Source organism: Streptomyces sp. NPDC058796 (genome assembly GCF_042745235.1).
Classification (GTDB): domain Bacteria; phylum Actinomycetota; class Actinomycetes; order Streptomycetales; family Streptomycetaceae; genus Streptomyces.
Genome location: NZ_JBHYOP010000003.1, coordinates 326,529 through 346,722 on the forward strand (window position 1 = coordinate 326,529; position 20,194 = coordinate 346,722).

Genomic DNA, 20,194 nt, shown 5'->3' on the forward strand with positions numbered 1-20,194 from the left:
AGGGGCAGGCTCCTACGGAGCCGGTGATCCGTCACCCGGGCGGGCCGTCCGCGCAGGACAGCCCGTCCGGTGCGTGATCGGCTGGGAGCGTGCACTCGCTTCCCGCCCCGGTGCGTCGATTCGCCGCCTGGTGCGCCGTCATCCTCCTCGCCAGCGGTGTCGTCTACGTCGCGATCCGGCTCTGCGTCGAGTTCCGCACCGCGGTGACGCCAGCGCTGCTCGCGCTGCTCGGCACCGCACTGCTCCGGCCGCTGCACCGGTGGCTGGTCAAGGCGCACGTGCAGCGGTCGCTGGCGGCCGGGCTCACCTGCGTCGCCGTCGTGGCCGTGGTCGGCGGGGCCGTGTACATCGTGGTGTCCGCGCTCATCGAGACCGGCGACCAGATCATCGCCTCGCTGCGGAACGCGGCGCGGGACATCGCCGACCACTTCGGGGCGGCCGGGACCTCGCTGGAGGACATGGCGTCCAACGCGCGCGAGCTGCTGGGTAAGTTCGGCGGCACCGCCGCCTCCGGGGTGGTCACCGGGATCAGCGTCGTCGGCGAGATGCTGGCCATGGCCGTGCTCGCCCTGCTGCTCGTCTTCTTCTTCCTGCGCGACTCCGACCGCGCCGTCTCCACGGTGCGCCACCTCGCCCCGCGCGCCGGGGCCGACATGGCCGAGGCGATGGCCCGGCGGGCCTTCGGGGCGGTCGAGGGCTTCATGCGCGGCACCACCCTCATCGCCCTGATCGACGCCTTCTGCATCACGGTGGGCCTGCTGATCCTGCGGGTGCCCGGCGCGGTCGGGCTCGGGGCGCTGGTCTTCGTCGGCGCCTACATCCCCTACCTGGGCGCCTTCATCTCCGGTGCGGTGGCGGTGCTGGTCGCGCTGGCCGACCGGGGATTCGCCATCGCGCTGTGGGCCCTCGGGGTGGTGCTGGCCGTGCAGGTGCTGGAGGGACACGTGCTCCAGCCGATGATCCAGAGCCGGACCGTGCAGATGCATCCGGCGATCGTGCTGCTGGCGCTCACGGCGGGGGCGTCGGTGGCGGGCATCCTGGGGATGCTGCTCGCCGTTCCCCTGACCGCGGCGGCGTTCGGGATCGTGCATGAGCTCCAGGGGCGTTACGCGGCGTCCGGGCCTCCGTCGGGGCCGCCGCCGCCGAGGCCGGCTTCCGGGGCCGTGGACTCGTAGACCTCGTACCAGATGCTCTTGCCGTCGCCGCGCGGGGCGACACCCCACTCGTCGGCGAGCATCTCGACCAGCATCAGGCCGCGCCCCGAGGAGGCCATCTCCCCCGGGCGGCGCTTGTGCGGCAGGTCGTCGCCGCTGTCGGTGACCTCGACCCGGATGCGGCGCTCGCCCGGCTCCCCGGTGACCTCTGCGACCAGCAGGGCGTCGGCGTCGGTGTGCACCAGGACGTTCGTCAGCATCTCGGAGAGCAGCAGCACCGAGGCGTCGAGCTGGTCCTCGCTGGGCCAGTCGTGCAGGAGGTCGCGCAGGTGCTCCCGGGCGGTGGCGATCCGCTCCGGCTCGGCCTGGGCGACCGTCAGCATCGTGCGGCGCACCGGCGTCCGGATGACCGGACTGTCGCCGCAGCCGCATCCCTTGCCCTGCCGGCACAGCAGGAGCAGGGCGATGTCGTCCTCCCGCCGGTCGGCGAGCGGGCCGGTGGTGTGGTGCGAGGAGGGCCCGTGCACGGCCTGGACCAGCGCGTCGGCCAGCTCCTCGAGGTCGCCGTCGTGCTGCTCCAGGATGACGCGGAGGCGGTCCCAGCCGGAGTGCAGGTCGTGGCCGCCGGTCTCGACCAGGCCGTCCGTGCACAGCATCAGGGTGTCCCCGGGCTCCAGGGCCAGCCGGGTGGTCGGATAGTCGGAGTCCGGGTCGATGCCCAGCGGCAGCCCACCCGCGGTGGCGCGGATCAGTGCCGTTCCGTCGGCCATCCGGACGACGGGGTCGAGATGGCCGGCGCGGGCGCTCTCCACGGTGCCGGTCGCCGGGTCGACCTCGGCGTAGTAGCAGGTCGCGAAGCGCGTGTCGCCGGGGTCCTCGTCGGACGAGGTGAGGCCGTGCAGGAAGTGGGAGGCGCGGGCGAGCACCGCGTCGGGACGGTGCCCCTCGGCGGCGTAGGCGCGCAGCGCGATCCGCAGTTGGCCCATGAGGCCGGCCGCGCGTACGTCGTGTCCCTGGACGTCGCCGATGACCAGGGCGAAGCGCCCCGCGGGCAGCGGGATCATGTCGTACCAGTCGCCGCCGACCTGGAGGCCGCCGCCGGTGGGGACGTAGCGGGCGGCGAGGCCCATGCCGGGGATCTCCGGGCCGAGCACGGGCAGCATGCTGCGCTGCAGTCCGTCGGTCAGTTCGCGCTGGGTCTCGGCGGCACTCGCCCGGGACAGGGCCTGCGCCAGCATCCGCGCCACGGTCGTCAGCACCGAGCGCTCGTCCGGCGTGAACGCCACCGGGTAGGCGAAGGCGGCCATCCACGCGCCCATCGGGCGGCCCGCCACCGTCAGCGGCAGGAAGGCCCAGGAGCGGCGGCCGTAGCGCTCGGCGAGCGGCCAGGTGAGGGGGTAGCGGGTCCGGTACTGCTCGGGCGAGGACAGGTAGACGGCACGGCCGGTGCGGACCACCTCGGCGGCCGGGTAGTCCGTGTCCAGCGGCATGTTCACGAACGGGTTCATGTCGTTCTGCGGCTGTCCGTGGTGGCCGATGACCGTCAGACGGTCGCCCGAGACGCCGAAGACCGCGAGGCCGTCCGGGGAGAACCCCGGCATCGACAGGCCCGCCGCGACCCGCAGTACCTCGGTGGTGGACCGGGCCTCGGCCAGTGCCCGGCCCGCGTCCAGCAGGAACGCCTCACGCGAGCGGCGCCACTCGCCGGTCACCGCGCTGCGTCCGGCGGGCGTGCCCGGTGTGGGCTCGGCGACCTCCTGGAGGGTGCCGGTCAGCTCGTACGTCTTGTGCACGGGGTCGAACGTCGGCTTGGAGCGGCTGCGCACGACCCGGACCATGTGGCCCTGCTCGTCCATGATCCTGATGCGGACCTCGGCGAGGGTGCCCTCGGCGACGGCGAGCTGGACCACTCCGGTGATCTCGTTCCAGTCCACGGGGTGCAGCCGGGACCGTACCTGGGCCTCGGTGAGCCGGGCGCGCTCGGCGGGCAGCCCGAGCAGCCGGGCCGCCTCCGCGTCGACCGTGACCTCGCCGGTGGCCGTGTTCCAGTGCCACAGACCGGTCGCGAGAGCGGCAAGGACGTCCCCCACCTCGGGCAGGGGCTCATCAGTGCGCATTGCCCCACTTTAAGAAGATGTGTTCGCACGCTGCCACCGCTCGCCCGGAGCCAATGGGGAGGATGGCAGGGGCGGCCGCCCGGTACGCTGGGGTTGTTTCAACGCTGGGGTCGTTTCACGTGAAACACCACTCCCGATCCGCGAAGGCTGGATGAACGACGATGCATCGGTACAGGTCCCACACCTGCGGCGAGCTCCGCTCCTCTGACGTCGGCACCGACGTCCGGCTGAGTGGCTGGCTGCACAATCGGCGCGACCTGGGCGGCATCCTCTTCATCGATCTGCGCGATCACTACGGCATCACGCAGCTGGTCGCCCGGCCGGGCACGGCGGCGTACGAGGCGCTCGACAAGCTGACCAAGGAGTCGACCGTTCGGGTCGACGGCAAGGTCGTCTCCCGCGGCGCCGACAACATCAACCCCGACCTGCCGACCGGCGAGGTCGAGGTCGAGGTGGGCGAGGTCGAGCTGCTCGGCGCCGCCCAGCCGCTGCCCTTCACCATCAACACCGAGGACGGGGTCAACGAGGAGCGGCGCCTGGAGTACCGCTTCCTGGACCTGCGCCGCGAGCGCATGCACCGCAACATCATGCTGCGCACGGCGGTCATCTCCGCCATCCGGCACAAGATGGTGACCCTGGGCTTCAACGAGATGGCGACGCCCATCCTCACCGCCACCTCCCCCGAGGGCGCCCGCGACTTCGTGGTCCCCTCCCGCCTGCACGCGGGCCGCTTCTACGCCCTGCCGCAGGCGCCGCAGCAGTTCAAGCAGCTGCTGATGATCTCCGGCTTCGACCGGTACTTCCAGATCGCGCCCTGCTTCCGCGACGAGGACGCCCGCGCCGACCGCTCGCCGGGCGAGTTCTACCAGCTCGACGTCGAGATGAGCTTCGTGGAGCAGGAGGACGTCTTCCGCCCGATCGAGCAGCTGATGACCGAGCTGTTCACGGAGTTCGGCGGCGGCCGTGAGGTCACCTCCCCCTTCCCGCGCATCCCGTTCCGCGAGGCGATGCTGAAGTACGGCTCCGACAAGCCGGACCTGCGCGCCAAGCTGGAGCTCGTCGACATCACCGACATCTTCGAGGGCTCGGAGTTCAAGGCCTTCGCCGGCAAGCACGTGCGCGCGCTGCCCGTGCCGGACGTCTCCTCCCAGCCCCGCAAGTTCTTCGACCAGCTCGGCGACTACGCCGTCTCGCAGGGCGCGAAGGGCCTGGCCTGGGTCCGCGTGGGCGAGGACGGCACGCTGTCCGGCCCGATCGCGAAGTTCCTGACGGAGGAGAACGTCGCGGAGCTGACCAAGCGGCTCTCCCTGGCCCCCGGCCACGCGGTGTTCTTCGGCGCGGGCGAGTTCGACGAGGTCTCGAAGATCATGGGCGCGGTGCGGGTCGAGGCCGCCCGGCGCGCCGGGCACTTCGAGGAGAACGTCTTCCGGTTCTGCTGGATCGTCGACTTCCCGATGTACGAGAAGGACGAGGAGACGGGGAAGATCGACTTCTCCCACAACCCCTTCTCGATGCCCCAGGGCGGCATGGACGCCCTGGAGAACCAGGACCCGCTGGACATCCTCGCCTGGCAGTACGACATCGTCTGCAACGGCGTCGAGCTGTCCTCCGGCGCCATCCGGAACCACGAGCCGGACATCATGCTCAAGGCCTTCGAGATCGCGGGCTACGACGCGGAAACCGTCGAGAGCGAGTTCGCCGGCATGCTGCGCGCGCTCCGCTTCGGCGCCCCGCCGCACGGTGGCATCGCCCCGGGCGTCGACCGCATCGTCATGCTGCTGGCCGACGAGCCCAACATCCGCGAGACCATCGCCTTCCCGCTCAACGGCAACGCCCAGGACCTGATGATGGGCGCACCGACCGAGCTGGACGAGTCCCGGCTGAGGGAACTGCACCTGACGGTGCGCAAGCCGCAGCCGAAGTAGTCCGCCCACGGCACGCGCAGGGGCCCGGCACCGGATCGATCTCCGGTGCCGGGCCCTTCGTCGAGGCCGGCCGAGAGCGTTCCCGGCTGTGCGGCCCTCCGAAGTCCTACCGCGCCACGAACTGGGTCAGGATCGCCTGGACCTCGTAGATGTCGACGCCCTTGGTGAAGGTCTTCTCGATCGGGGCCGGGGTGCCGGAGAGCCAGATCTTCAGCTCGGCGTCGAGGTCGAAGTGGCCGGCCGTCTCGACCGAGAAGTGCGTGATGCTGCGGTACGGGACGGAGTGGTACTCGGTCTTCTTGCCGGTGATGCCCTGCTTGTCGACCAGGATGAGGCGCCGGTCGGTGAACAGGATGGTGTCGCGGATCAGCAGGTAGGCGGCGTGGATCTGCTCGCCGTGGCCCAGGAGCCGGGCGTAGTCCTGCTGGGCCTTGGCCGGATTGACGGTGTGCGCGTTGCCGAAGAGTGCCATGGACGATCCCCCCACGTGTGCCGGTTCTGCGTCCGATCCTCGCAAACGCGGAAGGCCCGGGAGAAGCTCCGCCTCTCCCGGGCCCCGTGCTGTAGCGAGCGTGTTACGCGGTCGGCTTCTCCTCGAGACGGGGGAACAGCACCGCGCCCTTGGTGACCGTCGAGCCGGCCGGCAGCCGGCCCCAGTCCGCCGCGTCCTGGACCCGCTGCTCCGCGAGGGCGCCCAGGGAGGCCTCCGCACCGAGGGAGTCCCAGAGCTTCTGGGAGGTGTCGGGCATGATCGGGTTGAGGAGGACCGCCACCGCGCGGAGGGACTCCGCTGCCGTGTAGAGGATCGTCGCCAGGCGGGCCCTGCCCTCCGGCGAGTCCTCCTTGGCGACCTTCCAGGGCTCCTGCTCGGTGATGTAGCCGTTGACCTGCTTGACGAAGTCGAAGACCGCCAGGATGCCGCCCTGGAAGTCCAGCTCCTCGCCGATCTTGCGGTCGGCCTCCGTGACGGCCCTGGTCAGGCCGGAGTGGATGGCCTTCTCCGCGTCGCCGTCGGCCGCCGAGGCCGGCAGTTCGCCGCCGAAGTACTTGTTGACCATGGCCGCCACGCGGGAGGCGAGGTTGCCGTAGTCGTTGGCCAGCTCGCTGGTGTAGCGGGCGGAGAAGTCCTCCCAGGAGAAGCTGCCGTCCTGGCCGAAGGCGATCGCGCGCAGGAAGTACCAGCGGTACGCGTCCACGCCGAAGTGCGAGGTCAGGTCCTGCGGCTTGATGCCGGTCAGATTGGACTTGCTCATCTTCTCGCCGCCGACCATCAGCCACCCGTTCGCGGCGATCTTCCCCGGCAGCGGCAGGCCCTGGGCCATCAGCATCGCCGGCCAGATGATCGCGTGGAATCGGAGGATGTCCTTACCGACCAGGTGCACGTCGGCCGGGAACGTCGACTCGAACTTCTCCGGGTTCTCGTTGTAGCCGACCGCCGTGGCGTAGTTCAGCAGGGCGTCGATCCACACGTAGATGACGTGCTTGTCGTCCCAGGGGACCGGTACGCCCCAGTCGAAGGTCGAGCGGGAGATGGAGAGGTCCTGCAGGCCCTGGCGGACGAAGTTCACGACCTCGTTGCGCGCGGACTCCGGCTGGATGAAGCCCGGGTTGGCCTCGTAGTGCGCGAGCAGCTTCTCGCTGTACTCGCTGAGCTTGAAGAAGTAGTTCTCCTCGCTGAGGATCTCCACCGGCTTCTTGTGGATGGGGCACAGCTTCTGGCCCGCGTACTCGCCCTCGCCGTCGAGCAGCTCGCCGGGGAGCTTGTACTCCTCGCAGCCCACGCAGTACGGGCCCTCGTAGCCGCCCTTGTAGATCTCGCCCTTGTCGTACAGGTCCTGCACGAACTCCTGGACGCGGTCGGTGTGCCGCTTCTGCGTGGTGCGGATGAAGTCGTCGTTCGCGACGTCGAGGTGCTCCCACAGGGGCTTCCAGGCCTCGGTGACGAGCTTGTCGGCCCAGGCCTGCGGGGTGACCCCGTTCGCCTCGGCCGTGCGCATGATCTTCTGACCGTGCTCGTCCGTGCCGGTGAGGTACCACACCTTCTCGCCACGCTGGCGGTGCCAGCGGGTGAGCACGTCGCCTGCGACGGTCGTATAGGCGTGGCCCAGGTGAGGAGCGTCGTTCACGTAGTAGATGGGGGTCGAGACGTAGTACGCCTTCGCCCCCTGCTTCTCGGTTCCAGTGGCCGCCATGGGCGAAATCCTACTGGTCCGGTGGAGATCGGCTCACACGCGTTTCGGGGGGCGGACAGGGGGTGGCGGGGCGGGCCTCCCTGTCCGCCGTCTGCCCCTACGGGCGCCAGGTGGCCAGTACGCCCTCGTAGAGCTCCTTGTCGGTGAGCTCCTTGGGGGTCTCGCCGGCCAGGAAGTAGGAGGTGTTGCCCGTCTTGAGCTTGCGGAGGTAGTCGAAGGCCTTGTTCTCCGGGTCACCGAAGGCGACGAAGGCGAAGTGGACGTTCGGGTGGTTCGCGGCCGCGTCGGTGAGGGACTGGGTGGCGGGGGTCTTGGCGTCCGGGGCGCCGTCGGTCTGGAAGACCACCAGGGCCGGGGTGCCGGGGGCCTCCTCCTCGGCGTGGTGGGCGAGGACGGCCTCGACGGCGGCGTGGTAGCTGGTACGGCCCATGCGGCCGAGCGCCGCGTGCAGCTCGTCGATCTTGTTCTCGTGGCCGGTGAGGGTGAGGTCGCCGGTGCCGTCCACTTCCGTGGAGAAGAACGTGACGTGGACGGTGGCCTCGGGGTCGAGGTGGGCGGCGAGGGCGAGGGTCTGCTCGGCGAGGGCCTGGGCGGAGCCGTCCTTGTAGTACGGGCGCATGGAGGCGGAGCGGTCCAGGACGAGGTGGACCTTGGCTCGGGTGCCGGTGAGGTGGTGCTTCTTGAGGGTGGTGGCGGCGGCCTTGTAGGCGCTGGTGAGGCGGGGGGCGCGGCTGCGGATTCGCGCCGCGGGGGTTGCGGGTTTGGGGGCCTCGGCTGCGCCTTCGGCCCTCGTGTTCCCGACCGCACCGCCCGTGCTGCTTTCGTTGTCGGGTGCGGGTGACCCCTGCGGGGGCTGCTCGCCGTCGGCGGCTGCGGGCTCGGGGGCCGGGGTGGCTGCGGGGGCCGGTGCCGGTGCGGGTGCGGGTTCGGGCCCGGGTTCGGTGGCGGTGGCGACCTCCGGCTTGGCCTCGGCCTCCGATTCCGGCTTGGGTTCCGGCTCGGGCTCCCGCTTCCCTTCGGCTTCCGGCCTCGCCTTGGCTTCCGGGGCCGGCTCCGCTTCGGCTTCCGGCTCCGCCTTGGGCTCCTGCTTTGCCTCGGGCGCCGGATCGCTTTCGGGCTGCGCCTTGGTCTCCGGGGCGGTCGTCGGCGTGGTGTCCCGGGGCGCTTCCGGCGTCGCTTCCGGCTCCGGGGCCGGCTTTGCCCCGGCTTCCGGGGCCGGGGACGCGGTCGGACCCGGGTCCGGGGACTCCGTCGGTTTCGGGACCGCGATGTTGGCGAAGGCGGCCTTGACGAGTTCGTGCTCGTCGGCGGCGGCCGGTTCCGGGCGGGGCTCGGGGAGCTGGACGGTCTCCGGTGCAGCGGCCGGTTCCGCGGGCGCGGTGGGCTGGGACGGGAGCTGCGGCTCCGGCGCGGTGGCCGGCGGTGCCGTCTCCTGCACCGCACCCTCCGCCTGGGCGGCCCGTTCTTTGCGTGACCGGCCGAACGCGTTCCGCAGGAGAGTGAGAATGCCCATGTGCGCAACCCTTCGCGTGAGTTGATGCCCGTAGATCCCTGGCCAGGACGGACACGTAAGGTTAGCGGCCCCGGTTTGTGATCTTGTGCAGGGTCTGCCACGAAAGGGCGGGCGCGTCAAGGAGGGATCGAGACGCCGCGGCAATTCCTTCCCGGCTTCCACGGGTTCACCCGTCGTTCACCGCGGCGCCCGTCTCCCGCACGTATGTACCCCTACGGTCGCGCTGACACCAAGGGCATCCAAGGGCTTCTCAAGGGAGAACACGTGCGCAAGCTGCTGCCGTTGATCGGAACGCCGTCCGGTTCGCACCCTGGCGGCCGGTCCGCCATGACCTGCCGTTTCCGGTGTGGTGACGCCTGCTTCCACGAGGTGCCCAACACCAGTTCCAACGAGTATGCCGGCGACGTCATCGCCGGCGCCCTCAGCCGCCGTTCCATGATGCGCGCCGCCGCGGTCGTCACCGTCGCCGCGGCGGGTGCCGGCGCCGTGGGCGTGGCCGGGGCGCCGTCGGCGCAGGCCGCTGTGGCGGCCGGAAAGGGCCACGGGCACGGGAAACCGTCGAGGACGGACGGTGCGCGCGGGCTGCGGTTCGCGCCCGTCGCGCCCAACACCGACGACACCGTGACCGTCCCGGAGGGGTACCGGCAGGACGTCGTGATCCGCTGGGGCGAGCCGATCCTGCGCGGGGCGCCCGCCTTCGACCCGGAGAAGCAGAGCGCGAAGGCGCAGGCCGGGCAGTTCGGGTACAACAACGACTTCCTCGCGCTGCTGCCGCTGCGCGGTGAGCACGGCCGCCAGGTCCTCGTCGCCAACCACGAGTACACCGACGAGGTGCTCATGTTCCGCGACTACGACCCCGAGAACCCGACCCGCGAGCAGGTCGAGATCGCCTGGGCCGCGCACGGCCTGTCGGCCGTGGTCGTGGAGGAGGAGCGCCGGAGCGGGAAGCTGACGCCCGTCACGCGGCACCGGCTCAACCGGCGGGTCACCGCCACGACCGAGTTCCGGCTGACCGGCCCGGCCGCCGGGTCCGACCTGGTGAAGACCTCCGCCGACCGCACCGGCCGCAAGGTCCTCGGCACCCTCAACAACTGCTCCGGCGGCACCACCCCGTGGGGCACCACGCTGCACGGCGAGGAGAACTTCAACCAGTACTTCGCCAACGGCGGCAGTGCGACGGACAAGCGGTACGGGATCGGGACCGGGGCCACCGAGCGCAAGTGGGAGCGGTTCGACAAGCGGTTCGACGTCGCCCAGGAGCCCAACGAGCCGCACCGCTTCGGGTACGTCGTCGAGCTGGACCCGTACGACCCCGACTCCACCCCGCGCAAGCACACGCTGCTCGGCCGCTTCAAGCACGAGGCGGCGACCGTGCGGCTGACCTGGGACGGGCGTCCGGTCGTCTACACGGGCGACGACGAGCGGTTCGACTACTTCTACAAGTTCGTCGGCAGCAAGCGGATGCGGCAGGGGAGCTCCCGGTGGGCGCGCGAGCACAACCTCTCGCTGCTCGACGAGGGCACGCTGTACGTCGCCAAGCTCTCCGGTGACTCGCCGCAGATGGAGATCGACGGCACGGGGACGCTGCCGCGCGACGGTGAGTTCGACGGCAGCGGCACGTGGATCCCGCTGGTCACCGCCACCGAGGACGGTGCCGTCTCGCACGTCGAGGGGATGACCGCCGAAGAGGTGTGCGTCTTCACGCGGCTCGCCGGTGACAAGGTCGGGGCCACGAAGATGGACCGGCCCGAGGACATCGAGCCGTCGCCGAAGACCGGCAAGGTCTACGTCGCCCTGACCAACAACACCAACCGGGGCAAGACCGGTCACGCCGGCCCCGACGAGGCCAACCCGCGCAACGGCAACAAGCACGGCCACGTGCTGGAGCTGACCGAGCGCTGGAACCGGGCCGACGCCACCCGCTTCGCCTGGTCGCTGTTCCTCGTCGCCGGCGACCCGGAGGACCCGGCGACCTACTTCGCGGGCTTCCCCAAGGACCGGGTCAGCCCGATCTCCTGCCCCGACAACGTCGCCTTCGACGACCACGGCAACCTGTGGCTGTCCACCGACGGCAACGCGCTCGGCAGCCACGACGGCCTCTTCGGCGTGGCCACCAGGGGCGACCGGCGCGGTGAGCTGAAGCAGTTCCTGACCGTGCCGACCGGCGCCGAGACCTGCGGCCCGCTGATCCAGGACCGGCGCGTGCTGGTCGCCGTACAGCACCCGGGCGAGGTCGACGGAGCCTCCGTGGCGGAGCCGGCCAGCACCTGGCCCGACGGGCCCGGCACCTACGTGCGCCCGGCGGTCGTGGCCGTGTGGCGCGAGGACGGCCGCGACATCGGCGTCTGAGTCCGACCGGGCGCACGGGGCCGGTACGGGTCAGCCGGCCCCGTGCAGCGTCAGGTCGACGACCAGCGCCCGGTGGTCGGTGTCGGCCAGGTCCAGGAACCGGGCGCGGTGCGCGGCGAACTCCTCCGAGACCAGGACGTGGTCGATCTGCACGCCGAACGCCGGCGCGGTCCGGGCCGGCCAGGTGACCGTACGGTCGGCCCCGGCCAGCCGGGCCGCGTCGCTCAGCCCCGTGTCGAGGATGCGGCGGAAGGCGGCGTGGTCCTGGGAGGCGTTGAAGTCCCCGGCGAGGACGGTGGGGGTGCCGCCGTCCCCGGCGACGGCGTCGCGCAGCGCGTCCAGCTCCTCGCGCCACAGCCCGACCTGGTCCGGCAGCGGCGGCATCGGGTGGGCGAGCTGGAGCCGTACCGGGTGGCCGCGCACGTCGGCGACGGCGCCGGGCATGCCCATGGTGGCGGGGACGCCGGGCGTGGGCTCGAGCGGGAAGGCGCTCAGGATGACCGAGCCCTCGGAGCCGCCGCCCTGCACGGCCTGCCGGTGGGGGTAGTCGGCGGCGAGTTCGCGCCGTAGCGCCGCGTCGCACGTGTACTCGCACTCCTGGACGAACACGAGGTCGGGCTTCTCGCGCCGTACGGCGGAGATCAGCGCGTCGGTGCCCTGGCCGAACTCGACGTTGGAGGTCAGCACCCGCACCTCGGCGACCGGTGGCCCGGCGGGCTCGGCACTCTTGCCGTACGGCTCGATGAACCACGCCAGCAGCCCGAGCAGCGCCACTCCCCACACCGCGCCGGTCCACCACCGGGCGAGCAGCGTCAGCAGCAGTCCGGCGCCGGCCGGCACGAGCAGCCAGGGCAGGAAGGCGAGCAGCTGAGGTACGGGGGTGACGCCGTCGGTGTCGGCGACGCGACAGCCGACGATCACGCTCACGGCGGCGAACAGCAGCCCCGCGCACCAGGCCCCGAACCGCCGCCCCCCGGTGCGGCGGGCCGCCGGCCCCTCGCGTGCGTCCGTCCACTCGCCGGTCGCCGTGTCGGTGTCCAAGTCCCGGCCCTTCACTCGCGGGTGCGGTGCCTGCCCGTGCGCTTCGTGCGATGCCCGAATCCTCCCCCAAAGACGGGAACCGCGGGCGGGAAGTTGCGCACTCCGCGGTCTCAGAGCCGGGCGCGGGGCGGCCGGGTCGGTGCGGGATCGACGGGGGTGCCCGCGGGCGCGCGGTGGCGGCGCAGCAGGTGTCCGTACCGGCCGGTGAGCCAGGAGGCGAGGGCGACCGTCAGGCCGAGGCCGACCAGCAGCCAGGCGGCGGTGCGCAGGGTCTCGGTGAGGGCGTCGTAGATCACGCCCGCGGCCGGGCCGTCCACCGCGCCGGGCAGTCCGGCGAGGGTGACCCGGCGGCCGATCACGACGGCGAGGGCGAGCAGCGCACCGCCGAGCGCGGTGCCGATCCCGGCGGCCGTCACCGCGCGGCGGCGGCAGGCGGCGACGGCGATGCCGGTGAGCGCGAAGACGACGGCCGCCAGCGGCAGCCAGAAGGCTGCGACGTCGAGCACGTGGTAGCCCTTCCTGAGCCGGTCCGCCTCGTGGGCCGGGAGCACGGTGACCTCGGTGTGCCGGACCGGGATGCGCCGCGCGAAGGGCACGTTGTCCTCGGTGAGCCGGTCCTTGACGCGGGCGGTGACGGGGGCCAGGTCGACGGTGACCGGCCGTCCCGCCGTCCGGTCGTCCCGCAGGGCGCGCAGGACGGCCGCGTGCACGGTCCGGTTGGCCTCGTTCCAGCCCTCGCGGAAGGCGTCGGTCACCGTGAACGACCGTGCCGCGTCCTGCACGAAGTCCCGCACGGTGCCGTGCAGCGGTCCGGCCGCCGCGACCTGACCCGCGACGCCGTCCCCCACGGCGTCGGCGACCGCGTCCCGCACGTCCGGGTCACCGGCGAGCGGCGCCATGACGGCGACGTACCGCCCGGTGTCGGCCAGCCCGTACACCGCCCAGCCGGCCAGTGTGCCGCACGGTGCGAGCAGGCAGGCGAGGGCGATCAGGGCGGCCGACAGGAGGTTGCGAGGACGTGGGGACACCCTTCCAGGCAAGGCCCCGCGGGCGGCGGGGGCGACCGGCGTGACTGCATATGGCCCCGGCAGAACCCCGATCGGGGCCCTGCGCGCCCGGCCGGGCCTGCGGTAGGCCTCCGGCGGGGCTTCGATCGGTTCCGCATACGCTCGGGCGGTCCGGCCCCGTCACGCGATGCGATGGCCCTCCGCGTCCTCGCAGGTGTAGTAGCGGTAGAACAACGCGCCGGTGACCGCGGCCGCCACCAGCAGGGACACCAGGACGCAGGTGAACATGGCCACGCCGCTCCTGGAGTACAGGAACCCCACCGCGCTGCCCGCGAACGCGCCCCACAGCACCGCGTGACCCTCGCGGGGCAGCCGCTCGGCGAGGGCGCGGACCACGGCGTACAGGACGACGAACGCGAGCGCGGTCATGAAGCCGAACAGCAGATTCCAGCCCGTGATGGGGCCGCCGCGGCGGCTGATGGACGCGGCCCAGTAGCCGTAGACCAGCCCGGCCAGGACGGGCAGCGCCCACTTCGCCACCAGGTGGGTCCGCTCGCTGAAGACGTCGGGCAGGGCGTTGGGCGCACGGCCGCGTGCGCCCCTTCCGGTGGAGGTGCCGGTCGTCGGTACCGCGTGAGCCATGAGAGCACTCCTCTCGCTCGCCCCCGCCTACCAGGGCACACCTGTCCGCGCCGGCCGGCAAGTCAGGATGCGGGCCGCAGGGGGGCGTGCTTCGCTGGGGCCCGTGAGGGGTCGCGTCCGCAAGCCGGTGCGCGGCCGGTGGCGGCCGCTCGGCCGGCTCGTCCAGGCCGCCGGCCGGGGCGACGCCGTGTCGCGGCACGAGCTGCTCAGCGTGCGCGGTCACAGCGTGGCCTGGCTGATGCCGCTGCTGATGCTCGCCGCCATCACGCTGATCGACAACGCCACCGGCGCGTTCCACATCATCTCCTGGACCGTCCTCGTCCCCGGTGTCGCCGCGGCGATCTGCGGGGTGCGGGCCACGGCCTTGTTCGCCGTGGCCGCCGTCGCGGTCTACGTCCTCGCCGACACCACCTGGCAGCACCGCGACGAGACCGGGCTGCCCGGCCTGATCCTGGTCAGCCTCGGCGGGTCCATCGCCGTGCTGGCCGCCGCGCTCCGGGTCGGCGGCGAGCAGCGCATGCTGCACATGCGGGACATCGCGGAGACCACCCGCCGCACCGTGCTGCGCCCCATTCCGGCCGGTTTCGGCGGCCTCGACCACGCCGCCGTCTACCTCTCCGCGGACACCGAGGCCCGGGTCGGCGGCGACTTCTACGACGTCCAGCCCGGCCCGCACGGCACCCGGGTCCTCGTCGGCGACGTGCAGGGCAAGGGGCTGGGGGCGGTGGAGACGGCCGCCGCGCTGCTCGGCACGTTCCGTGAGGCCGCCTACCACGAACCGGACCTCGCCACGGTCGCCGAACGCCTGGAGATCCGCATGCGGCGCCACCGCGAGCACACCGCGGCCCTCGGCCGCTCCGACGGCGACCGCTTCGCCACCGCCGTGCTGGTGGGGTTCCGCCCGGACCTGCCGGACGCCGTGGAAGCCGTGGTCTTCGGCCACGAGTCGCCGCTGGCGGCCGGGCCGGGCGGCGTGCGGTACCTGCCGGCCGCCGGCGGGCTGCCGCTGGGCATGAGCGACCTCCTGCCCGGCCCGGTGGCGCCGCCGGTCTCCCGGCCGGACCTCGCCGTGGACGAGACGCTGCTGGTGGTCACCGACGGGGTGACCGAGGCACGCGACGCCGAGGGCTGCTTCTACCCGCACGCCGACCAGGTCTCCCGCGCCGTCGCCGCCGACCCCTCGAACGCCGCGCCGTCCCGGCTGGTGGCGCTCGTGCGGGACGGCACGCTGCGGCACTGCCGGGGGCGGCTGTCGGACGACACCACGGTCTTCGCGGTACGGCGGCGGGGCGGGCCGGCCCTCGACTGAGTGCCGCGCTTCGCAGCCGCAGCGGTTACCGTGCTGCCGTACGTGATCGACAGGGGGAGGGGACATGCCCGGAACCGTGCTGCTGCTCGCGGCGTCGCCCGTGGGCAAGGGGTGCCTGGTGGACGCCGCCTCCGTGCTTCCGGTACTTGCGGCCGTGGAGCCCGCCGTGCTCTCCGGCACCGACACCGCGAACGTCGTAGAGCTCGCCGACCCGCTGGAGCCGCAGGCCGTCCTGACCCGGCTGCGCGCCGCCGCGGCGGCCCCCGGACCGCTGACCGTCTACGTCGCCGGGCAGCTCCAGCTCGACCGGCGCCAGCGCCTGCCGCACCTCGCGCTGGCCCGCACCACCCCGGCGACCGTCCGCTACACCGCGCTGCCCTGGCACTGGATCAAGGAGGAGCTGCGGCTGCGGCCGAGCGGCGCGACGACGCTGCTGCTCGACCTGCACGCCGACCACGAGACCTGGCAGTGGCTGCGGACCAACCCGCTGGACTGCGGTCGCAACAACGCCGTGCACGGGCGCATCGCGCCGCCGCCCTCGCGTCGGACGGTGGCCGCCCCGGCGTACATGCGCGCGGTGGCGACGATCCTGCGCAGCGGGCACCGGCCGCCGGTCGACCAGCTGCACGAGCAGGCGCTGGCCCGCGTCGCGGCCGACGCCGCGGCGAGCGGCGCGCCGGCCGGGGCGGACCTGGTGCTGAGGGCGCCGGGGCCCGCCGCGGGCGACCCGCACGCCCTCATCGCCGCCGCCGTGGAGTCCGGGCGGCACGCGGACGCCGACGCGCTCGCCGCCCGCCACGAACTGGCCGCCGCCCAAGCGCGCGGCCCCGCCTCGGAGGACGCGCTGCACTGGGCGGAGGTCCGGGCCGACCTGGCGATGTTCGCGGGCGACCCGGCGCGCAGCTGCCGGGCCTGGCTGACGGTGGCCCAGACCCGCCTGGCCGCCGGCCAGCCGCCGGGGGCGCCCGCCGTGGAGGCGGCGGTCGACCGGGCCCACCACCAGTGGGGCCGGGTCCGCGACGCCGAGGCCGCCCGGGAACTGGGCACGGCACTGGCCGCGCTGCGGGGCCGGGTGCCGGGCCGGCGCGAGGGGGCACTGGATCATGTGCAGCGGGAGCTGAACCGGTTGCAGACCCAGAGCTGAGCGCGGCGGGCGGCCGCAGGCGGCGCCACGGGTGCCACGGGCCGGGACGTGGGCGGCGTCGGTGACCGCGGCGGTCGGTGCGGGCGGGGCCGACCGGGCTGGTGCGGGCCGTCGTCGCGGGGCGGGACCGGTGGCCGGCGCTCGGCGGTCCCGGGCGCCCTCCCGTTCGGCCCGTGCGCCCGCGTGCGCGTCACGAGAGCGGCGTACAGACCCTCCCCTACGCGCAACAGCGGTGCCATGATGTCGAGTTATGGCTGAGGGGGATGGAGTGGTGACGCGCGGTATCCGCATCCGGCTGGACGGGACCGCGAGCGAGAGTGACATCGGCGCGCTGCACAAATGGCTCGAACGGGAGAAACCGCTTGCCGATCTGGCCCGGACCGACCAGCTGCGGATCGACGAACGGAGCCGGACGGACGAGGCCGGAGCCCCGATGGGCATCGGCATGGACATCGTGGTGGCGGTGATCGGGGGCGCGGCGGGCGCGATGTTCCAGACGGTGGTGGACCAGGTCACCCGTTCCGTGGAGGCCTGGCGGGCCAACCGCCGCGCGGTGGAGGACGGCGAGCCTCCCGAGGCCAGCGTCGAGCCGGTGCGTCCCGACGACAGGTAGGCGGCCGGTGACCGGTCACGACTCGCGGGGGAAGGCGAACACCGGTTACGACCCGCGTGGAAAGGCGAACCGGGCCCTGCTGGTCGGGGTGTCCGAGTACGACAACACAGCGCCGCCGGACGGTGTGCCCGGCGACCTCCCCGCGGTCAAGCACAACCTGAACCGGCTGGCGGAGGCACTGCGGCACGGCAACGTGTTCGGCGAGCGGGAGATCACGGTGTGCCGCTCTCCCGACCAGGTCACCTTCGACCGGGAGCTGTGGACGGCCGCCAAGGAGGCGCAGGGCGTCCTGCTGCTGTACTTCGCCGGCCACGGGGCGATCCCCAACGCGGGCGACGAACTGTTCCTGCAACTGCGCAACGCCCGCGTGGTCGCCGGCGGGCACGCGGTCTTCCCGGGCGCGCAGATGTTCAGCACGGTGCAGGCGGTGCTGGCCTCCAGTCCCGCCCGCCGGATCGTGATCGTCCTCGACTGCTGCTTCGCGGGCAACGCCGCCTGGATCCGTCCCGACCCCCGGGACAAGCGGCGCGTGCTGCTGCTGATGAGCGTGCAGGCCAACCACCGCATCGACGCGGGCGACCCCGACACACCGACGCCGTTCACCGCCGAGCTCGCGGCGCTGCTGAAGGAGGGCGGCGACGTCTCGTTCCGCGACCTCGCGGACGGCCTGCGGGCGCGGATGGCCGCCGCCGGTCACCGGACGGTGCGGGGTGACGCATGGGAGCCGGAGAGCCGCGTCGAGCCGGGGGCGGACGTGCTCCTCGCCGCCCGGGCGGGGGCGTTCGGCGGTTCGCCCGGCGGCGGGGCCGGGCAGGTGCCTGGGCCTGGGCCCGGCCTTGGGGCGGGGGGCGGTCCCGGGGCCGGCCGTGAGTCCGGCCCTGGCCCTGGGGCTGGTTCTGCGTCTGGCCTCCGGGCCGGGCCTGGGGCTGAGGGCCTGCCCGGTTCCGGTCCCGGTCCCGGCCCCGGTCCGAGTGCCGCGCCCGGCCCCGGCCCCGGCCCCGGTCCGGTGCCCGGCCATGGGGCTGGTCCTGGTCCCGGCCATGCGCCTGGTCCTGTGCCCGGCCCTGTGGCCGGCGAGGGGGCTGTCCCCGGGGCGGATTCCGCGACCGGTCCGGTTCATGGTTCCGGTTCCGCACCTGGGCCTGTCCCCGGACCTGGTTTTGTCCCCGGACCTGGTTTTGTCCCCGGGACCGATCACGCGCACGGCCCCGGCCTCCGCCCCGATTCCGGCCGCGATCCCGATCCCGGCCGAAGCCCCGTTCCCGGCAGCCGCCGCCCTGTTCCCGGCCGCGATCCCGGCCCCGCGCCCGGCCCGGGGAGCGCCCGCCGGCTCCTGGCGCGCCTGGCCGCGCTGCTCGGTGCCGTCGGCGGGGCCGGACGGGTGCCGGTGCGCGGTGTCCTTCGTCCCGGTGACTCCTCGGCGCCCGGTCCGGGCCCGGGCCGACGGGCCCGGCGCCTGGTCGCCGGGGCCGCGGCGCTGCTCGTCCTGGCCGCCGGCGGCTTCGGCGTCCACCAGCTCACGGGCCGCGGCGACGGCCCGTCCTCCTGTGCCCCGCCCCTGGAGCTGCGCGTCCTGACCGACCCCGACCTGGAACCGACCGTACGGGCCGCCGCCGACGCCTACCTGACGTCCGCGGAGAACACCACCGGCGAGGACTGCCGGCTCAGCGGCATCACCGTCTACAGCGCGGGCGCCGCCGACGCGGTCACCGCCCTGCGCAAGCAGACCCGGGCCTGGCAGGAGCCCCCCGACGACGACACCAACCCGCAGCGCGACGTCGGCCCGCAGCCCGACGTGTGGATACCCGGCTCCCCCGCCGACGCCGCCCGGGTCACCGCGGGCCAGGACACCGACGCCGTGGCCGAACTGGACGCCGACGAGGATCCCTTCGCGTACTCGCCGGTCGTGCTCGCCGTCCCCCAGGAGCTCGCCGCCGACGCCCGCGACGAGCGCGCCGGCCCCCCGCTCACCCGCATGATCGACGCCCTGCGCGCCCGGCACCCGGCCGCCGCGGTGCGCCGCCCCGACCCCGAGCACACCGCCACGGGACTGCTCGCGACGATCGGCCTGTACCGCGGCACCGGCGAAGCGTCCGCCCCGGATCCGCGCCGCGCCGAGGACCGGGTCGCCCAGTCCGGCCCGCCCGCGCCGACCGCCGCCGAGCTGCTGTGCGCGCTGCCCGACGACGACGCGGTCGACAACCGCACCGCGGCCCTCGTCCCCGAGTTCCTGCTGAAGAGCGGCGTGGACTGCGACAGCGCCCGCCGCACCCCGCGGATGGCGCAGTACCCCGGCGACGTACCGGGGCTGGAGCCCCTGTTCGTCCGGGTCCGCTGGCAGGGCGCCGAGCGCGACGGGGCGGACCGGGACCGCGCGGCGGACGGTTTCCGGCGGTGGCTCGGCGGCGAAGGCGGCCGGGCGGCGTTCGCCCGGGACGGCTTCCGGGCGGCCGGCGGCGACCGCGCCCTGCTCGACACGGACGTGGTCGGGGACGGGGTGCTGCGCGCGCCGTCCCCGCTGACCGAGTCCGCCGGACGGGACGCGATGGAGGCGTCCCTGGAGGGCTACAAGAACGCCAACGGGCCCGGCCGGGTGCTGTTCCTGCTGGACGCCTCGGGGTCGATGGCCGGCCAGTGGGAGGGACCCAGCGGTGGCCCCGGCCTGCTGAAGCAGTCCCTGGGCGGCCTCGGCGACCGGGACGAGTACGCCGTGTGGGAGGTGGCGGACAGCGACGGCGACACGTACGACACCGTCCTGCCCTTCGGCCCGCACACCCGCGCGGAGGCGGAACGCGCCATCGACCGCAAGGTCCGCGTCCGGGACGCCGAGGCCGACCCGCTCGGCGCGCTGCGGTCCGCGCTCGACGCCATGGAGCAGCGGGGCGCCGGGGACGAGCGGCCGGGGCTGATCGTCTTCGTCACCGACGACGAGGACGTGGGCGCGCTGGGCGGCGACCGCTTCGGCGACCTGCTGGCCCTCGCCCGCGCGGTGGACGTGCCCGTCGCGATGGTCTCCCTCAAGGGCGGTGCCTGTGACGAGGGGAAGCCGGACGCCCGGGTCTCCGAGGCGAGCGGCGGCCGCTGCGTCGACGCCGACGACGACCTCGGCGCCGCCCTGCACGACGAGGTTGCACGCATCGGTACGGGGGAGGCCTGATGGTCCGGCGGCAGCGAGCGGAGCGACTCCG

At 73.5% G+C, this 20,194-nt stretch carries 14 protein-coding genes; 7 read left to right on the forward strand and 7 right to left on the reverse strand.

Annotated elements, in window-relative coordinates; translation table 11 throughout:
• The first annotated feature begins 89 nt into the window (after nucleotides 1-89).
• Nucleotides 90-1,175 carry an AI-2E family transporter gene (locus ACFW47_RS10195; protein ID WP_386305456.1) on the forward strand — a complete coding sequence of 362 codons (1,086 nt, stop codon included), beginning with the start codon at nucleotides 90-92 and terminating at the stop codon, nucleotides 1,173-1,175.
• Here the strand turns inward: ACFW47_RS10195 and ACFW47_RS10200 are convergent.
• Nucleotides 1,106-3,271, reverse strand: coding sequence for a SpoIIE family protein phosphatase (locus ACFW47_RS10200; protein ID WP_386305458.1), 2,166 nt, complete (start codon nucleotides 3,269-3,271; stop codon nucleotides 1,106-1,108). The genes ACFW47_RS10195 and ACFW47_RS10200 overlap by 70 nt on opposite strands.
• A gap of 161 nt (nucleotides 3,272-3,432) precedes the next feature.
• Here ACFW47_RS10200 and aspS point away from each other — a divergent pair, with 161 nt between their 5' ends.
• Nucleotides 3,433-5,196, forward strand: a complete 1,764-nt coding sequence (gene aspS / locus ACFW47_RS10205; protein WP_386279982.1) for an aspartate--tRNA ligase — start codon at nucleotides 3,433-3,435, stop codon at nucleotides 5,194-5,196.
• A 106-nt stretch (nucleotides 5,197-5,302) separates the two neighbouring features.
• Here aspS and ACFW47_RS10210 read toward each other — a convergent pair whose 3' ends face one another.
• From ACFW47_RS10210 to ACFW47_RS10220, 3 genes are all read right to left on the reverse strand, one after another.
• Nucleotides 5,303-5,668: a PH domain-containing protein gene (locus ACFW47_RS10210; RefSeq protein WP_386279980.1), complete on the reverse strand. Its 366-nt coding sequence runs from the start codon at nucleotides 5,666-5,668 to the stop codon at nucleotides 5,303-5,305.
• A 103-nt stretch (nucleotides 5,669-5,771) separates the two neighbouring features.
• A complete protein-coding gene (gene metG / locus ACFW47_RS10215; RefSeq protein WP_386279978.1) occupies nucleotides 5,772-7,388 on the reverse strand; it encodes a methionine--tRNA ligase in 1,617 nt (538 codons plus the stop codon).
• Between the two features lie 97 nt (nucleotides 7,389-7,485).
• Entirely contained in the window at nucleotides 7,486-8,901 is a 1,416-nt protein-coding gene (locus ACFW47_RS10220; protein WP_386279976.1) for a VWA domain-containing protein, read from the reverse strand.
• Between the two features lie 264 nt (nucleotides 8,902-9,165).
• Here ACFW47_RS10220 and ACFW47_RS10225 point away from each other — a divergent pair, with 264 nt between their 5' ends.
• Nucleotides 9,166-11,250 carry a PhoX family protein gene (locus tag ACFW47_RS10225; protein WP_386279974.1) on the forward strand — a complete coding sequence of 695 codons (2,085 nt, stop codon included), beginning with the start codon at nucleotides 9,166-9,168 and terminating at the stop codon, nucleotides 11,248-11,250.
• Nucleotides 11,251-11,280: 30 nt separating this feature from the next.
• On the opposite strand, the gene ACFW47_RS10230 is transcribed toward ACFW47_RS10225, so the two are convergent.
• The 3 genes from ACFW47_RS10230 to ACFW47_RS10240 all read right to left on the reverse strand — a co-directional run bounded on the left by ACFW47_RS10230 (nucleotide 11,281) and on the right by ACFW47_RS10240 (nucleotide 13,940).
• Nucleotides 11,281-12,291: an endonuclease/exonuclease/phosphatase family protein gene (locus ACFW47_RS10230; RefSeq protein WP_386305459.1), complete on the reverse strand. Its 1,011-nt coding sequence runs from the start codon at nucleotides 12,289-12,291 to the stop codon at nucleotides 11,281-11,283.
• Between the two features lie 110 nt (nucleotides 12,292-12,401).
• On the reverse strand, nucleotides 12,402-13,319 hold the full coding sequence (locus ACFW47_RS10235) for a hypothetical protein (protein ID WP_386305461.1): 918 nt from the start codon (nucleotides 13,317-13,319) through the stop codon (nucleotides 12,402-12,404).
• A gap of 159 nt (nucleotides 13,320-13,478) precedes the next feature.
• The gene (locus tag ACFW47_RS10240) at nucleotides 13,479-13,940 is read right to left on the reverse strand and encodes a hypothetical protein (RefSeq protein WP_386279966.1); all 462 of its coding nucleotides are present in this window, start codon (nucleotides 13,938-13,940) and stop codon (nucleotides 13,479-13,481) included.
• A gap of 67 nt (nucleotides 13,941-14,007) precedes the next feature.
• On the opposite strand from ACFW47_RS10240, the gene ACFW47_RS10245 reads away from it, so the two are divergent.
• The 4 genes from ACFW47_RS10245 (at nucleotide 14,008) to ACFW47_RS10260 (ending at nucleotide 20,163) form a co-directional block, all read left to right on the forward strand.
• On the forward strand, nucleotides 14,008-15,249 hold the full coding sequence (locus ACFW47_RS10245) for a PP2C family protein-serine/threonine phosphatase (RefSeq protein ID WP_386280317.1): 1,242 nt from the start codon (nucleotides 14,008-14,010) through the stop codon (nucleotides 15,247-15,249).
• Nucleotides 15,250-15,313: 64 nt separating this feature from the next.
• Entirely contained in the window at nucleotides 15,314-16,393 is a 1,080-nt protein-coding gene (locus ACFW47_RS10250) for a hypothetical protein (RefSeq protein ID WP_386305463.1), read from the forward strand.
• Between the two features lie 250 nt (nucleotides 16,394-16,643).
• On the forward strand, nucleotides 16,644-17,006 hold the full coding sequence (locus ACFW47_RS10255) for a hypothetical protein (protein ID WP_217244745.1): 363 nt from the start codon (nucleotides 16,644-16,646) through the stop codon (nucleotides 17,004-17,006).
• A 7-nt stretch (nucleotides 17,007-17,013) separates the two neighbouring features.
• Nucleotides 17,014-20,163, forward strand: a complete 3,150-nt coding sequence (locus tag ACFW47_RS10260; RefSeq protein ID WP_386305465.1) for a substrate-binding domain-containing protein — start codon at nucleotides 17,014-17,016, stop codon at nucleotides 20,161-20,163.
• Nucleotides 20,164-20,194: the final 31 nt, after the last annotated feature.

What these genes read in the sequence shown, in the direction of transcription:
- metG (WP_386279978.1), bottom strand. Translation starts at nt 7,388, where the DNA reads ATGGCGGCCACTGGAACCGAGAAGCAGGGGGCGAAGGCGTACTACGTC.
- ACFW47_RS10200 (WP_386305458.1), bottom strand. Translation starts at nt 3,271, where the DNA reads ATGCGCACTGATGAGCCCCTGCCCGAGGTGGGGGACGTCCTTGCCGCT.
- ACFW47_RS10245 (WP_386280317.1), top strand. Translation starts at nt 14,008, where the DNA reads ATGCGGGCCGCAGGGGGGCGTGCTTCGCTGGGGCCCGTGAGGGGTCGC.
- ACFW47_RS10220 (WP_386279976.1), bottom strand. Translation starts at nt 8,901, where the DNA reads ATGGGCATTCTCACTCTCCTGCGGAACGCGTTCGGCCGGTCACGCAAA.
- ACFW47_RS10250 (WP_386305463.1), top strand. Translation starts at nt 15,314, where the DNA reads ATGCCCGGAACCGTGCTGCTGCTCGCGGCGTCGCCCGTGGGCAAGGGG.
- ACFW47_RS10210 (WP_386279980.1), bottom strand. Translation starts at nt 5,668, where the DNA reads ATGGCACTCTTCGGCAACGCGCACACCGTCAATCCGGCCAAGGCCCAG.
- ACFW47_RS10255 (WP_217244745.1), top strand. Translation starts at nt 16,644, where the DNA reads ATGGCTGAGGGGGATGGAGTGGTGACGCGCGGTATCCGCATCCGGCTG.
- aspS (WP_386279982.1), top strand. Translation starts at nt 3,433, where the DNA reads ATGCATCGGTACAGGTCCCACACCTGCGGCGAGCTCCGCTCCTCTGAC.
- ACFW47_RS10240 (WP_386279966.1), bottom strand. Translation starts at nt 13,940, where the DNA reads ATGGCTCACGCGGTACCGACGACCGGCACCTCCACCGGAAGGGGCGCA.